Consider the following 14,113-nt stretch of genomic DNA (forward strand, 5'->3'; position numbering starts at 1 on the left):
CCAATCCTGAGCAAGCGCTTGATTAGACACTGCGGAGGCGTACGTGGAGCTCCTGCCGATCAGCACCCCCCACTGCCGGATCGAACGCGACGGCCACGTCCTCATCGTCACCATGAACCGGCCGCAGGCCCGCAACGCGCTCTCCTCGGACATGCTGATCGGCCTGGCCTCGGCCTGGGCATACGCCTCGGAGGAGCCGGACATCCGGGTGGCGATCCTGACGGGCGCGGAGGGCACGTTCTGCTCGGGCGCCGACCTCAAGGCCATGGGCCAGCCGTCGGAGGACCCGCAGGTCCAGGCCAGGGCCGCCCAGATCCCCAACTTCCACTGGAAGGGCCTGCTGCGCGAGGACCTGCCGACCAAGCCGATCATCAGCGCGGTCGAGGGCTACGCGGTCGCCGGAGGAACGGAACTGCTGGTCGGCACGGACCTGCGGGTGGTGGCCGAGTCGGCCACGCTGGGCCTGTTCGAAGCCAAGCGCGCACTGTTCCCCATGGGTGGCAGCGCCGTACGGCTGCCCCGCCAGATCCCCTACTGCCACGCCATGGACCTCCTGATCACGGGCCGCGCTATCACGGCCGCGGAGGCGCTGTCGATGGGGCTGATCAACCGCATGGTCCCGGACGGCCAGGCCCTGACGGCGGCCCGCGAACTGGCCGAAGACGTCGCCGCCTCAGGACCGCTGGCGGTGCGGGCCATCCTGCGGACCTACCGCGACACGCTCGGCATGCCGGAGGTGGAGGCGTTGAAGGTGTCGGACGAACTGGGCTGGCCGGTGATCGGCTCGGAGGACGCCAAGGAAGGCACCCGCGCCTTCCGCGAGAAGCGCCCCCCGACGTACCACGCCCACTGACCCGAGGTACCTGCGCACGACGCAGCTTCGGGTGCGGAGAACCTTCTGAGGAGCGCCGGTGCGGATTGCCTGCTCCCGCTCATCCACTGCGACCCAGGCGCGAGACCCCCAACCACCCGAGGCCGATCCCGGAAACGGCACCCGGCAGACTGGCGTCCGTGAGTAGGAGGAAAGAGCGGGTTCGCACCGCGCTGGAAGCCATCGCGCTGCGGCCGATGGAATTCCTCGGCTCCCGATGGCCGTGGCGGGCTTTGGGCTACCTGGCGTCCAGTGCGCTTTTGTGCGGAATCGTGGCGCTGGTGGCTGTGGGGATCGGCAGTCTGGAGCACGTCGAGGTGAGGGTCGCGGCTGGCCTGGTGGCTTTCGGCGTTGCCGTACCTTTTGTGGGTTTGTTTGAGCGTTGGCGCCTGACCTGGGTGGACACCACGGCAAGCCGTACTGTCACCCACAACACCTCGGCGCCTACCCCAACCCATCCCACGCCGGCTCATCCCGCGTCCACCCCAGCCCATCCCACACCCACCAACGCCCACAGCAGTCCCGACCGCCCCAGTCGGGGTCGAAGCGCGCTCGAATGGCGGGTAGCGGGGGCGGGGCTGGCATCGCTGCTGGCGCTGAGCTGGATCGACGTGATCATGTTCGGCCTTACCTTCGGCGGGCCGGTGCTGCTGATGCTCACGCCCGTGGTGCAACCGCCTGAAGCCATCCCGCCCGGCCCCGCGGTGGTGGTGGCGGTGGGGAGCTTGCTTCTGGTCCCGCCGGCCGTCTACACCTTCACGGCCTGGGCGGGTGCGCGGGGGGCGATGATCCGAGGGCTGCTGGGCGGCAGGGACGCGGAGCTGGATGAGGTCCTGCGCTCCCGCGCCCGCCTGGTGGACGCCTTCGAGGTCGAACGCCGCCGTATCGAACGAGACCTCCACGACGGGGCCCAGCAGCGCCTGGTGGCCCTGTCGATGCGGCTCGGCCTGGCCAAACTCGACCTCCCGGATGAATCCCCCGCCGCGGAACAAGTCGCCCTGGCGCACGAGGAGGCCAAGCGTGCGCTCAACGAACTCCGCGAGCTGATCCGCGGCGTTCACACGCAGGTCCTGACCGACCGGGGCCTGCCCGCAGCCGTCCGGGAGGCGGCCGGCCTGTCGGCGATTCCCGTGGACGTGGACATGGTCATCGAGCAACGCCCCGCCACAGCGGTGGAGGTGGCGGCCTACTACGCCGTCTCGGAGTCCCTGGCCAACATCGCCAAGCACAGCGGCGCCCACCGTGCGTCGATCCGCGCCCGAATTCAGGCCGAGACCTTGACCCTGGAGATCGAGGACGACGGCAGAGGCGGCGCGGACCCCGCCCACGGCACCGGCCTCATCGGCCTGTCGGACCGCCTCGCCGTAGTAGACGGGACAATTGCCGTATCAAGCCCCTTGGGCGGCCCCACGGTCGTCCGTGTCGACATCCCGGTCACGTGACCGGGCTTGCTCGAATCGAGGAAGGATGCCCATGCGGGTGGTGATCGCCGAGGACGATGTGCTGCTACGGGAGGGACTCGCCGGGCTGATCTCCCGTTTCGGCCACGAGGTCGTCGCCTCCGTCGGCGACGCCGCCGCCCTCCCCGACGTGGTTCGCGAGCATCGCCCCGACGTCGTGGTGACCGACGTGCGCATGCCTCCGGGCTTCAGCGACGAGGGCCTTCGGGCCGCCGTCGCCCTCCGCGCGGAGTCGCCGCTGCCCGTGCTCGTGCTCAGCCAGTACGTCGAGCAGACCTACGCCGCCGAGCTCCTGGAGTCCGGCGACGGGGCCGGGGTCGGTTACCTGCTCAAGGACCGGGTCGGTGAGGTGGCGGAGTTCGTCGACGCCCTCACTCGGGTGGCTTCCGGTGGCACCGTCGTCGATCCTGAGGTGGTACGGCAGTTGCTGCGCCGCCGCCGGGGCCCTCTCCAGCGCCTCACTCCACGCGAGCTGGAGGTTCTCGGGTTGATCGCCGAGGGGCGCTCCAACGCTTCCATCGCCAGGGAGCTCGTCGTCACCGATGCCGCTGTGGCCAAGCACATCGCGAGCATCTTCGCCAAGCTCGACTTGCCTCCCACCAGCGACGGCCACCGCCGTGTCCTGGCCGTCTTGACCTACTTGGACGCCTGACCCCCCGCAGCCGGCCGAGAGGTAGTGCCAGGTCTACCTCCAACCCTCGCCTGTCCGCCAATGTGCGCTCCGACCTGCGCCGGTTGAATCGTGGCCATGATGACGAACGAGGGTTTCCCCGGCAAATGGATCGAAGGCATCGGGTTGGTCCTGGGGCCGATGCTGGTAATGATCGGCGTCCTGCTGAAGCTCGGCCACGACGCGTTCTTCCCCGATCAACTCGCCGCCTTCGCCGGCAGCCCCGCACAGATGACGGCCGCCTACAGTTGCTTCGTCGCCGGGATCGTGCTGCTGTCCCCCGCTGTCCTGGGTGTGGCCAGAAGGATCGGCGCCACACACCCGCGCCTCGCCCAATGGGGCCTGGCCCTCACCCTGGCAGGCCTGTTCGCCCGCACCTTCCACGCCGGCGTCAGCCACCTGGCCTTCCAACTGGTGGACGTTCAAGGCTTGGGTACGGCACAGCGGGCGATCAGCGAGCAGTACGGCTCGTTCCACGTCTTCCAGACGATCAACCTGGCCACGATGGTGGGCTGGGTCGTCTTCGCGGTCGGTGCGTGGCGCGCGGGCGTGCTTGGACGGGTGCAGTCGTTGGGGTTGGCGTTGATGACGTCCATGCCTGTCGGGGTGCTCAAGGGCACTGGCGTGATGTCGATCGTCGCTGCGGCCGGATTGTGCGTCGCCCTCGTCCCGCTCGGCATCAAGGTGCTGTCGCAGGGACCGGCGCCCAGGTGGTGGACTTATCCCCTGGCCGCCGCCATCGCCGCCGCCGTCACCCTGGTCAGCCTCGTCGGCTAGCTGGACGTTGGTCAGGCGGGGAGGTCCCAGGAGGGGCCATCAACGTCGCCCAGCCATACACGCTGCCAGCTTGGAGTGACAGTCAACCCGAAGCTGGACTGATGAGGGGAGCCTGCTTGCCGCCATATCCCTATGGCGTCCTCAACCGCGTCCCAAAGACGCAACGGGCCATGCTGCTGCACCACCCACCCGCCATCCGCAGCTTTGCGGGTGCTCGCTTGTGAGCCGGTGGCGACATCGAGCAGAATTGTCTCGTCTCCCAGACCTGCGCGCTGGGCCGACGGTGCGCCCAACTGGGCGACGAACAATCCTGTGCTGTCATCGAGGATGTTGGGATCAATCCTGCTCTCTCGTGGCTCTCCTCGCGGTACCAGAGTAGACGCCAGAGGATGAGGTAGGTGTGGACGCGCGGTCATGAAATAAAGATCATCACTCAGAAAGCGTCCGTTTGCATTTCCTGCATCGTCGAGGGTCAGATGAGCGAACGCGACGCCGCCCATCCATCCCGCCATCGGGGTCGTAATAGTCCCACCATCGCGCACCTGCCACATCCAAGGCACCGGGATGTAGCGCACGGAACAGGTGGCGATCAGGCGATCGTATTCAGCGTTATCCGCATACCCTGCCAGTCCGTCACCCACAGCGAGCGTCGGGGCATATCCGGCGGCTTGGATCGCATTGTGAGCGCGAGCGGCTACCGCAGGGTCGTACTCGATCGAGGTCACCCTGCCGTCTCCGAGTCGGTAACACATCAGAGCGGTGGAGTATCCGGTTCCTGTTCCGATCTCCAATACCTTGTCTTCCTCGCGGATCTGGGCAGCCTCCAGCATCCGGACAACCAGGCTGGGCATGGTGGACGAGGAGGTAGGCACGCCTGACGTCCGGCCGGTCGCCTGCTCCGCCATGATGCCGTTCACCTGGGTAACCCAAGTGACATCACGGTAGACCAGACACAGCCAGTCATCCGCACTCATGTCAACGCGCCTGATGACATCCCAGCGATCCCCGCGCTCCGTGCTCTGGAAGACCGCATTTCCCAGGAAGAGTTCACGCGCGACGAAATCAATCGCATGGCGCCACGAAGAGTTGTTGAAGGTATCGGCTAGAGCATTTCGAGGCGAAGGAAACACTGTTGGCTTTTGCGGGGTGTTCATTTGAGATCCTCCAAGAGAAGATCGGCGATGGCGGCAGATATCGCTACTCCCGTTTCATCCTCAATCCACTCCCATTGCCCATTGGGGCTACATTCAAGAAAAACCGGACCATCCGCCGCCTTGTCCATCCGAGTTTGAAATAGGTGCGGCGCGAACCTCACTCTCTCGTCCAATTCGGTCGGATCTAAAGTAGACGTCCAGATAGCACAAAGTGCGCCGGTGGAATCAACGACGACTGCACCCCATCCTCGCACTCAAGCATTAACTCCGACCTACAGAGTTGTCAATAATGCTGATAGCATCAGCGCATTATAGAGGGCTATTTGGATGCGCGACAATGCGACCCTGCGACTTGTCGCGCGTTCACCCATACGACAAGGCACAGGGATTTCCCATAACGAAATAATTGGCTTGTTTTTGTATTATTCTTCCGTAATCACATCCTTATCGATCGATCCACGAGATCACACGGGTGGCAACGCGGGCACTCAACCCGGCGGCGGTGGGGAGCATCAACCGCGTTGCCACCCGGAAGGGTGCGATGATCCGGCAGGCTTGACCTCCCGCTGTCCCGGGCGGGACGCCAACAAATCACCACACCCCGTCTCATGGCTCTCTACCGGGGGCACCGTCCGCCCACGCACGGTGATTGCGGAGGAGGGCAAAGCTGTTTCCCTGGTTGAGGAGGTCCGAGATAGCTCAGGTCGCGTGAGGAAACCGACCAACGCCGTACGTCCTTTGGCCAATCCCATTCGGAGCCAGGGCAGGGTGCCTCCTGGCCGACGTTGACGATGCACCGCACGCACCGGGCTCATCGGGCGTGCCCCATCAGCAAGGCGGTCCACCACGCCGTCGCCACTCCCGTAGGCCAGCGCTCGGTCTCATGGATCGCACAGCCGCCACGCTCCCTGCGAATCCGCCGAATGAACGCCGAGCCGCCCACCTGCCGCAACTCGAAGAAGACCCCTGCGCAGTCGCACGTCCACCGCAGGGCGTACCCGTCAGGCTCGGACCGTCCTGGAACGGTCCACTTGAGCCGATCGCCATGCGACGCAAGCGGCATGACGTGAGCACCGGAACACCGACGCGGCATCCACCCCAATCCACCGACCCGCCCATCCGAGGCCATCACTCCGCCGCCACTCCCAGCGACACCAACGGCGCAGCAGGAGGCGGCTGATCCTCCACGGTGGGCACCTCGGCCCACACCATGAAGCCGGGAAAGCTTCGCCTCGCACCCCACCGGGCGGACAGTGCCTCCACCAGTTGCAGGCCACGCCCGAAATCCTCATCGTCGCCCGCTTGACGAGGACGCGGAACGGTCCCCGCCCCTTCGTCAGTGACCTCGATCCGCGCCAGGCGATCACCGATGCCCGAGATCTCCACCGTGACCAGCCCGCCAGGATCGCCTGAACGGGTATGCATCACGGCGTTGTTGAGCAACTCGCTAAGGACGAGAAGCACAGCGTCCAGGTCTCGGTGTCCCGCCGCCGTCAGTACCAGCGTGACGTAGCGCCGAAGCAGCGACACCGAAGAGTCCAAGCCCGGGGTCACCACCTCAGAGAGAAACCGCGTGCCCATCGTGCGTCCTCCCAGATCCTGGCCAAAGCCGCCATCCGCACCGCCCTGTCCACCGTGCCTACGCCCACTACGACACCGCCCTCTCGAGGATCTTGAGCGCCGAATCGCTCCGTGCCACCGGGATACGCGCCCGGCGCCACCGCCCCCACGAGAAGCCGCAATCGCCCCGGCATCTCTCGACCGCAACCCAAAGCGCCCGCCGCTGTCCCGAGGGGGACCGCACCGGCAGATCGGGACACCTCCCGATGAGCCCGCCGGCAATGACCGCTTTTACGCACAAAATAAAAAGGCCATCCGCAAACTGCGTCATGTATGCCATTCGTCGCACTTCGTGAGCGCTGTTGGGCATGACGAACCTTCTTCCGTGCAGGGGAATCGCTGTTTTCGCCCTCGCCGTAGGCCACGCCGCCGCTCGCCACGAAGACGACTAAGCCGACTCCCGGAGAACCCATCATGAACGACCAGCCGTGGACGGCCGGCGATCTCGTCGCCCTCGACCTCGAGGGGACCGGTGCCCAGGACCACCAGGACGAGGCGATCCTGGAAATTGCGGTCGTCCCGCTGGCCGAAGGCCGCCCCTACATGGCGGCGGCCTGGCATAGCAAGATCAACCCTGGCCGGTGGGTCAGCCCGCGCCCGTGGGTCTCGCGCGAACTAGGCGGGCAGATTCCAGGAAGGCCCGTCAGAATCGCCGAGCCACACCCTTTGCCCTTCGCGCGTCACGGTGAGCCCGAAGCCCGATTGGTGCGGGCTGCCCGCGCCTTGCCAGGTCAGGATGGCATCCTCCACGGCGTGCCACAGCTTCAGCGGACCGTGCTGCCGGACCAGCCACCCCCCGCCCTTCGGATTGCGGCGCGTGGTGGCCTGGGAGCCGGTTGCCACATCGAGCAGGATGACTTCGTCTCCGAGCCCCAGCTTCTCGGCCGAAGGTGCACCGAGCTGGGCAACGAATCGCCCCGTTGAGTCGGCCAGAATGTTCGGGTCGATCACGCTTTCACGTTCGTCGCCGATCCCGATCACATACGACGCCCGTGGCGGGCGGGCATGCGGGCGGGCGTACATGAAGGAGACGTTGTCCGGCAGGAACCGGCCACTGGCGGTTCCGTCATCGGCCAGGGTGAGGTGCGCCAGCGCATTGCCCGGCATCCACCCGGACAAGGGCGCGGTGATGGTGCCGCCGTCGCGGACCTGCACCATCCACGGCAGCGGGATGTAGCGCACTGAACAAGTCGCGATCAGGCGGTCGTACTCGGCGTTCTCGTCGTAACCGGCCAGGCCGTCACCGACAACGAGCGTAGGCGCGTACCCGGCGGCGTCCAGCGCCAGGCGGGCACGAGCCGCCGCGTGCTGGTCGTACTCGATGCTGGTCACTTGCCTGTCGCCCAGGCGCTCGCACATGAGCGCGGTGGAGTATCCCGTGCCAGTTCCGACTTCCAGAACTTTGTCACCGTCGCGGATGCCCGCTCGCTCCAGCATTTTGACGACCAAGCCGGGCATCGTGGAGGAAGATGTCGGAGCGCCGACGATCGTCGTGCCGGCGGCCTCGGCCGGGACTCCGTTGACCTGCGTGACCCATGTCTCGTCGGAGTAGGCCATCTCCAGCCACCTCTCCTTGGGCATGCGACCTCGCAGCATGGAACGCCACTCGTCACCGGCCATCCCCTCGTCCTGGTAGAAGATGGCCTCGCCCAGGAACATCTCGCGCGGCACGTTCTCCACCGCCCGACGCCAGCCCGGATCGGTCAGGGCTCCCTCCTCCTCCAGCAGCTTGGCCAGCTCTTGGCGTAGGTGTCTTGCGGCGGCGCTCATGACGGTCCTTTCGAGCTGATCAGCACGTCAGCGATGGCGCTGGCGATCTGGGTGGAGATGCGGTCATCGAACCACGCCCATTGGCCATTGGGATTGGATTCCAGGAACACCCATTCGCCGTCGCCGGTCACGCAGAAATCGAACGCCCCGAAGACCAGACCGAGCTGGTCCAGGTACGCGCGCATACCGTTGACGACGGCCGGAGGAGCCTCGATCAGCTCGTACGACAATGAGTCGTAGTGCAGCCGCCAGTCCAGCGCGGGGGCACCGTTGATGCGGACCGGGAAGACGTGGTCGCCCACCATCGTCACCCGAACGTCGGCAACCTTCTCCACTTGTTCCTGGAACAGGTGGGCCGCCTCGGCAACCGTCTCGTCCAGTTCCTTGGGATCGATGGGGTGCGCCCATATGGTTCGCCACTTCCCATCTTCGTTCTTGAAGGGCGTGGACCACAGCGGCTTGAATACGGTGCCGGCGAGCCGCGAGGAGAATGCGCGGACGCTGTCAAGCCGGTTCGTGACCAGGGTTTTCGGGATGGTCAGGCCACAGGTGGCGGCCGTGACGAGTTGGAGCGGCTTGTACTCGGCATCCCGATTGCGGAATGGGTGATTCAGGTAGAACGCACCAGGAAGGGCCGCCAGAACCCCGCCCAGTCCATAGCGCGCTTGCTCGGCCACCCATGTTGCGCTGCTCTTGTCCAGCTCCAGAGAGGGTTTGTAGGGCGTGGGCTGACGCCAGTAGACGGCGCTCACACTGGACAGGTCCAGGCGGCGCGTGGGCGTCTCGATCGACCCGGTCAAGCCCAGGCCGTCGAAGTAGGCGGACAGGGCGATCTCGTCGGGGAAGTCGGCGCCGGGGTCGAACCGCACGGCTGGGACATCCCGGCCGTGCAGTTCGCCCAGCACCAAGTCAGTGGTTGGGTCATCCAGGCAGGAGACCACCAAGACAGGTGCCTTCATCCGGATCAGTCCGATACCCAGTCCGTGGTGCTGTCCGGCTTGCCCTTGGGCGCGTTGCCGTCGCTTCCATCGCCGGTCGGCGGCTCGGTGGGGCTCGCCTTCTGCACATTGGTGCCGTGCTTGGCAGCCTCGATCGGCTTGTGGGTGATCGGGTCGGCGTAGACGCCCATCTGGGTCACGGGGTCCAGGTAGACGCGATAGGGGACGTGGGGAACGCCTTCATCTCGTCTGGGAACGGGGCCATCTGCGACACTCCCCACGGGCGGGGTCTGCCCACGGGGAGGTTTCCTCGCTGCCCTGTCTCGAGTTTTGCGGGGGTGAGGGCATCGGTCGCTTGCATGTTCTCCTCCATCTACTTCGGGTGTGCGGTTCTGAAGGAAGCAATGAGCGTCCCCGGCGGGACTCGGGGAAGACATCAAGATGCGTAGTACGGGGCAAACGCATCGCGCCCGCCGGGGACGGCTTGTTGGGGCCGGCCTACAGGCGGCCGTCTGACCGGCCCCGGTCCTTCCGTGTGCGGAAAGACGGCTATCGGTGGCACTGAATGCCGGGGTGGTCGTCATCGTGTGCCAGCGAATTAGGCCGAAGCGACCAGTTGATATGTACTGGTTTCGCCGGGGGGAAGCAGATCGAACACGTGGGATTACCGCACGCCTCAGGACAGGTTCCTTGACCACACCAGTGGGGGGAGCGCGGCTTGGTGGCGAATCTGGTCCCATTGCACGGCCTACTCCTCCTGTTGCTCCGGCTGGCCCTCGATCTGGGCCAGTTGCGCCTTGATCTGGAGTCGTAAGCCCTCGGGGCAATCGGCGGTAAGCACGCCCGCTCGGATGCCGATGATCTGCTCGCGCGGCATGGCGAACCAGGCGTTTAGCGCCTTCGCTTCGCTCAGGCCACGCCAAACGTGGTACCTGGTGCCGAAGCCGGCCTTCAGACCCACTAGTGCCTCAGCCTCGGCGGCGAGATCTACAGCCGCCGGGGCCTCCTCCTCGGAGTGGCCAAAGCCATGCAGGTCGAATCCTCGTGCGCCCATGACGACAAGGTACGGCGAGAGTAACGAACGATACACAGACAGTGCGTACGCTTTAGAAGCGGTCTTGGCCGCTACCCGTACGCTGCGTACGGGTTACCCCTCGAAAACGCTGACCAAGTCGCGTAGCGAAGCTGAAAGCCGCTGACGATGGTCAACCAGATCATCAACGACAGACCGGGCGAACCCTTGGTGACGGAACCACTCCGCTGACACGGCTTTGGCTTCCGCTGCCGCCTCCTCGGCGGCGTCCGACTTATGCAGCTCCAGCAGAGCCCGCGCATCGTTCAACCGGTGACGACCCCACTGAACCGGCAGAAGGTCTTCACGCCGGACAGTGCCACTCGCCTTCAGCGCAACGTCAGGCCGGTTCAGTGCGGTCATGATGTGCGTGGTCTGGACCCCCACATGCGAAGGGCCAAAGCTCACCCAGTAGTCGTGCCGGTCGGCCCCCACTCTGGCCGCGCCAGCCCTGGCCACGCTGAGATACTCCTCAGCCTGCGCACGGTCCCCGCGGGCTCCGCACGCGACAGCAGCATTCAGGACGAGACCGCCCCATGCGGTGAGCTGGTTCGGGACAGCCCTGGACATGGTCGGCTCGATCTCCTCGGCCGTGCGAATGGCGATCTCCTCGGCCTCCGCCAGGCGGCCCTGGTGCAGCATCACCCACGAATAAGTGCCGTACATGGTGGCCAGTCGGTAGGGGTCGTCACCGGTTTGTCCTACGCTGATCGCCCGCTCAGCCGCGATGGCGGCAGCATCGTCTCGGCCAGTGTGGACCAGGACGCAGGCGGCAAGTTGCCACGCGTGCGCCAACACGGCTGCTCCGGCCGCCCGCTCGGCGGAGTGCAGGACCCGGCAGCGGTGGATCAGATCAGGCAGGTCGGCGGCCAGGACGCCGAACTCGCCGCCGAAGTACGCGCCGTATCCGCTTTCGACACGCCGCCACAGCTCAGCCGTGTCAGGCTGCTCCTGGCCTCCCTCGGGGCTCATCTTCGGCAGCAGGCCGGGGTTGATCACGGCATCGCGTACCGCCAGCGCCGCAGCGCCTGGCACCGGCTCCAAGTACGACCCCTTGCCCGCGATGACGCCGGGATCAACGTCCAGCGCCCGTGCCAGCTTGACCATGCTGGCCCACGACATGCCTTTCCTAACGTCCCGCTCCAGGGCGGAGACCAGATCCACGCTGACCCCTGCAAGCTCGGCCAGCTCCGCCTGCTTGTAACCGCGCCGGAGGCGAAGTCCACGAATGCGCTGTCCCGGCGTCGTCGGCTTGGTCTGCGGCATGGGATCGCCTCTCGCCCGTGGGTTGCTGCCTGCCTTCAGAGTAAGCCGCGTAGACGATGGCGTGCCGCCCGCTGCACATAACGGCTGACGGTAGTGGAGCCAGCACCGGACTTTTCGCTCAATCTTGTGGGAACCCCCTCGGGTCGAGCGCCGCGCTGCGTGCCTTCGGTCCGCTGGACTCACCGTAGACTGACCTGACGCTTCTCAGGGTTCAAGGCCGACGGGCCGTAGGTACCCGGCGATCCGCGGGGGCCGGTCAGTCCTCGGTCATGCGGTCCAGGCGGTCCAGGGCCTCGCCGTACTCCTCCACCAGGCCGAAGACCACGTCCTTGGTGGAGCGCACCTGGTTGGTGAGGCCGATGACCTGCCCTGCGGGGAACGTGGCCAGTTCCGATGACTCCGAGCGGCCGATCCGGCGCAGCGCGTCCGAGACCAGCATGAACTGCAGCGGCATCGGCAGCGTCCCCGGTGACTCCTCCGACTCCCATGCCTCGGTCCACTCGTTCCTGAGCAGGCGCGCGGGCTTGCCCGTCCAGCTCCTGGAGCGGACGGTGTCGCGGGAGGTGGCCTCCAGGATGCGGCGCCTGGCCATCTCCGGCGTGTCCGCCTCCTCGACCGTGAGCCAGAGGGAGCCGGTCCACACGCCCTCCGCCCCGAGGGCGAGCCCCGCCGCCATCTGGCGGCCGTTGCCGATGCCGCCCGCCGCCAGCACGGGGACGTCCACGGCGTCCACGACCTGCGGGATCAGCACCATGGTCGAGATCTCACCCGTGTGCCCGCCGGCCTCGGTGCCCTGGGCGACCACGACGTCAACCCCGACCTCCACCTGCTTGAGCGCGTGGCGGGGGGTGGAGGCGAGGGCGGCGACCTTGACCCCGTGGGAGTGGGCCAGGTCGACCACGTCGGCGGGCGGCGGGCCGAGCGCGTTGGCCAGCAGCGCGATGGGGTGCCGCAGGGCGACCTCGACCTGCGGGCGGGCGGTGGCGTCCGTCCAGCCGAGCAGGACCTTGCCCGCCTCGGCGTCGGACGACAGCGCCGGTACGCCATGCCTGGCCAGGAGGTTCTCCACGAAGGCCCGGTGGCCGTCGGGGATCATCGACTGCAGGCGGCCGACCAGTTCCTCGGGGGCGAAGTCGGCGCCCTCGTACGAGGCGGGCATGACGACGTCCACCCCGTACGGTTTGCCGTCCACGTGGTCGTCGATCCACTTGAGCTCCGTTTCGAGCTCTTCCGGCGTGAAGTACAGCGCTCCGAGCACGCCCATGCCGCCCGCGCGGCTGACGGCTGCGACCACATCCCGGCAGTGGCTGAACGCGAAGATCGGGAGCTCGATTCCGAACATGTCCGTGACACGTGTCCGCATGGCCCGACAATACGTCCGCCCGACAACAAACTGCAACGCGTTCTAGACTAGAACCTTTTGTCGGTACCGACCGGTAACATGTAGCGATAACACGTTCCAGTAAGGCGTTCCGACAGAAAGAAAAAGGGCCCGCCGACGCGGGCCCCTTGAATGCGCGGCGGACTACCCGGCGGCCCTCGGGCGGCGCCCCAGGACCGCACCGGCCAGGACCAGCACGACGCCGACGATCAGCAACACCAGCGGGATGATGTTGCGCAGCAGGTTGATCGTGTTCTTGCCTTCCTGGGCGGTCTTGACCAGGTCGTCCACGGTCTTCTCCGTCATCTTCGCGGTGGCGGCGAAGGCGACGCTGCGCTCGATCCCGTCCTGGGTCTTCAGCACCTCGTGCCGCTGCATCTCCTGCCGCACCGGCGAGCCCGTGACCGGCTCGACCCAGTACGTCGTCTTGCCGTCGTACCAGCGGTCCACCTGGACGTCGCCGGTGGTGCCCGTGACGCCCAGCACGTTGGCGGGCGCGGTGCGGGTCTCGGTCTTGGTGGGCGGCGCGGTCTGCTCGAAGACGTACACGGGCAGGCCGTTGACCTTGTCCTCGCGGACGAACTTCGTGTCGAACGCCTTGCCGGCCGTGGAGTTGAACACCTTGTAGGTCTTCTTCTCCACGTCGAACGGGAACTTGTAGATCTGCCCCTCGAGTGTCACCGGCGCCTTCTTGATGCTGCTCCCGCAGCAGTTCACGCCCAGTCCCGTGTACCGGTCGAAGGCGCTGCGCCGCTCGGAGATGTCGATCTGCGGACGCTTGTTGGTCACGTCGTTGACGACCGTGGCCTCGTCCCAGACGACCCGCTGGGAGTTGGCGTCCTTCACGTCGCCGCGCGTGGTGACGATGATGTCCAGGTCGCCGGTGAGGACCTTCAGGTCCTGCAGCGAGAAGTACTGGGCGCCTTTGGCCTCCAGTCGCAGGATGCCGAACTGGGCCGCCGGCGCGGAGACGATCTGCCCGGCCGCCCAGAATTTCAGCAGCGGCGCCAGGGCGATGAAGAAAGCACCGAACCCGATGAGGACGAGCGTGGAGATACGACCCATCGAGGCCTCCGCATTAGTAGAACGTGTTGTCGTCTGGTGCCCGCGTCGAGCAACAAAGTATGACAGTGA

Annotated in this window: 13 protein-coding genes; 4 read left to right on the plus strand and 9 right to left on the minus strand. The window is 66.4% G+C overall.

The genetic code is table 11. The features are described from left to right. Positions 1-43 precede the first annotated feature (43 nt). The 4 genes from ACFOY2_RS29710 (at position 44) to ACFOY2_RS29725 (ending at position 3,778) form a co-directional block, all read left to right on the plus strand. The gene (locus tag ACFOY2_RS29710) at positions 44-853 is read left to right on the plus strand and encodes a crotonase/enoyl-CoA hydratase family protein (RefSeq protein ID WP_379531396.1); all 810 of its coding nucleotides are present in this window, start codon (positions 44-46) and stop codon (positions 851-853) included. 635 nt (positions 854-1,488) lie between these two features. After that, the gene (locus ACFOY2_RS29715) at positions 1,489-2,313 is read left to right on the plus strand and encodes a sensor histidine kinase (protein ID WP_379531397.1); all 825 of its coding nucleotides are present in this window, start codon (positions 1,489-1,491) and stop codon (positions 2,311-2,313) included. Between the two features lie 31 nt (positions 2,314-2,344). Beyond that, entirely contained in the window at positions 2,345-2,983 is a 639-nt protein-coding gene (locus ACFOY2_RS29720) for a response regulator (RefSeq protein WP_379531398.1), read from the plus strand. A 96-nt stretch (positions 2,984-3,079) separates the two neighbouring features. Continuing rightward, entirely contained in the window at positions 3,080-3,778 is a 699-nt protein-coding gene (locus ACFOY2_RS29725) for a hypothetical protein (RefSeq protein ID WP_379531399.1), read from the plus strand. Between the two features lie 11 nt (positions 3,779-3,789). On the opposite strand, the gene tgmC (ACFOY2_RS29730) is transcribed toward ACFOY2_RS29725, so the two are convergent. The 9 genes from tgmC (ACFOY2_RS29730) to ACFOY2_RS29770 form a co-directional block, all read right to left on the minus strand. Continuing rightward, the gene (tgmC, locus tag ACFOY2_RS29730; protein ID WP_379531400.1) at positions 3,790-4,932 is read right to left on the minus strand and encodes an ATP-grasp peptide maturase system methyltransferase; all 1,143 of its coding nucleotides are present in this window, start codon (positions 4,930-4,932) and stop codon (positions 3,790-3,792) included. A gap of 1,128 nt (positions 4,933-6,060) precedes the next feature. Beyond that, on the minus strand, positions 6,061-6,513 hold the full coding sequence (locus tag ACFOY2_RS29735) for an ATP-binding protein (protein WP_379531401.1): 453 nt from the start codon (positions 6,511-6,513) through the stop codon (positions 6,061-6,063). A 654-nt stretch (positions 6,514-7,167) separates the two neighbouring features. Beyond that, positions 7,168-8,322 (minus strand): ATP-grasp peptide maturase system methyltransferase, encoded by a 1,155-nt coding sequence (gene tgmC / locus ACFOY2_RS29740; protein ID WP_379531402.1) that lies wholly within the window; start codon positions 8,320-8,322, stop codon positions 7,168-7,170. Continuing rightward, a complete protein-coding gene (gene tgmB, locus ACFOY2_RS29745) occupies positions 8,319-9,281 on the minus strand; it encodes an ATP-grasp ribosomal peptide maturase (protein WP_379531403.1) in 963 nt (320 codons plus the stop codon). Before tgmB ends, tgmC (ACFOY2_RS29740) begins: the two co-directional genes overlap by 4 nt. 5 nt (positions 9,282-9,286) lie before the next feature. After that, on the minus strand, positions 9,287-10,000 hold the full coding sequence (locus ACFOY2_RS29750; protein WP_379531404.1) for a putative ATP-grasp-modified RiPP: 714 nt from the start codon (positions 9,998-10,000) through the stop codon (positions 9,287-9,289). A gap of 8 nt (positions 10,001-10,008) precedes the next feature. Next, the gene (locus ACFOY2_RS29755; RefSeq protein ID WP_379531405.1) at positions 10,009-10,314 is read right to left on the minus strand and encodes a hypothetical protein; all 306 of its coding nucleotides are present in this window, start codon (positions 10,312-10,314) and stop codon (positions 10,009-10,011) included. Between the two features lie 93 nt (positions 10,315-10,407). Then, positions 10,408-11,598: a helix-turn-helix domain-containing protein gene (locus tag ACFOY2_RS29760; protein ID WP_379531406.1), complete on the minus strand. Its 1,191-nt coding sequence runs from the start codon at positions 11,596-11,598 to the stop codon at positions 10,408-10,410. Between the two features lie 256 nt (positions 11,599-11,854). Further along, positions 11,855-12,961 (minus strand): NAD(P)H-dependent flavin oxidoreductase, encoded by a 1,107-nt coding sequence (locus tag ACFOY2_RS29765; RefSeq protein WP_379531407.1) that lies wholly within the window; start codon positions 12,959-12,961, stop codon positions 11,855-11,857. Between the two features lie 162 nt (positions 12,962-13,123). Beyond that, positions 13,124-14,044: a DUF3068 domain-containing protein gene (locus tag ACFOY2_RS29770; protein ID WP_379531408.1), complete on the minus strand. Its 921-nt coding sequence runs from the start codon at positions 14,042-14,044 to the stop codon at positions 13,124-13,126. Between the last annotated feature and the right edge of the window lie 69 nt (positions 14,045-14,113).

Source organism: Nonomuraea purpurea (assembly GCF_042650645.1).
GTDB classification, from domain to species: domain Bacteria; phylum Actinomycetota; class Actinomycetes; order Streptosporangiales; family Streptosporangiaceae; genus Nonomuraea; species Nonomuraea purpurea.

Bases quoted from the DNA above. Each gene is read 5' to 3' on its own strand.
- ACFOY2_RS29715 (WP_379531397.1), top strand. From the start codon at position 1,489: ATGTTCGGCCTTACCTTCGGCGGGCCGGTGCTGCTGATGCTCACGCCC.
- ACFOY2_RS29720 (WP_379531398.1), top strand. From the start codon at position 2,345: ATGCGGGTGGTGATCGCCGAGGACGATGTGCTGCTACGGGAGGGACTC.
- ACFOY2_RS29725 (WP_379531399.1), top strand. From the start codon at position 3,080: ATGATGACGAACGAGGGTTTCCCCGGCAAATGGATCGAAGGCATCGGG.
- tgmC (WP_379531400.1), bottom strand. From the start codon at position 4,932: ATGAACACCCCGCAAAAGCCAACAGTGTTTCCTTCGCCTCGAAATGCT.
- ACFOY2_RS29735 (WP_379531401.1), bottom strand. From the start codon at position 6,513: ATGGGCACGCGGTTTCTCTCTGAGGTGGTGACCCCGGGCTTGGACTCT.
- tgmC (WP_379531402.1), bottom strand. From the start codon at position 8,322: ATGAGCGCCGCCGCAAGACACCTACGCCAAGAGCTGGCCAAGCTGCTG.
- tgmB (WP_379531403.1), bottom strand. From the start codon at position 9,281: ATGAAGGCACCTGTCTTGGTGGTCTCCTGCCTGGATGACCCAACCACT.
- ACFOY2_RS29750 (WP_379531404.1), bottom strand. From the start codon at position 10,000: ATGGGACCAGATTCGCCACCAAGCCGCGCTCCCCCCACTGGTGTGGTC.
- ACFOY2_RS29755 (WP_379531405.1), bottom strand. From the start codon at position 10,314: ATGGGCGCACGAGGATTCGACCTGCATGGCTTTGGCCACTCCGAGGAG.
- ACFOY2_RS29760 (WP_379531406.1), bottom strand. From the start codon at position 11,598: ATGCCGCAGACCAAGCCGACGACGCCGGGACAGCGCATTCGTGGACTT.
- ACFOY2_RS29765 (WP_379531407.1), bottom strand. From the start codon at position 12,961: ATGCGGACACGTGTCACGGACATGTTCGGAATCGAGCTCCCGATCTTC.
- ACFOY2_RS29770 (WP_379531408.1), bottom strand. From the start codon at position 14,044: ATGGGTCGTATCTCCACGCTCGTCCTCATCGGGTTCGGTGCTTTCTTC.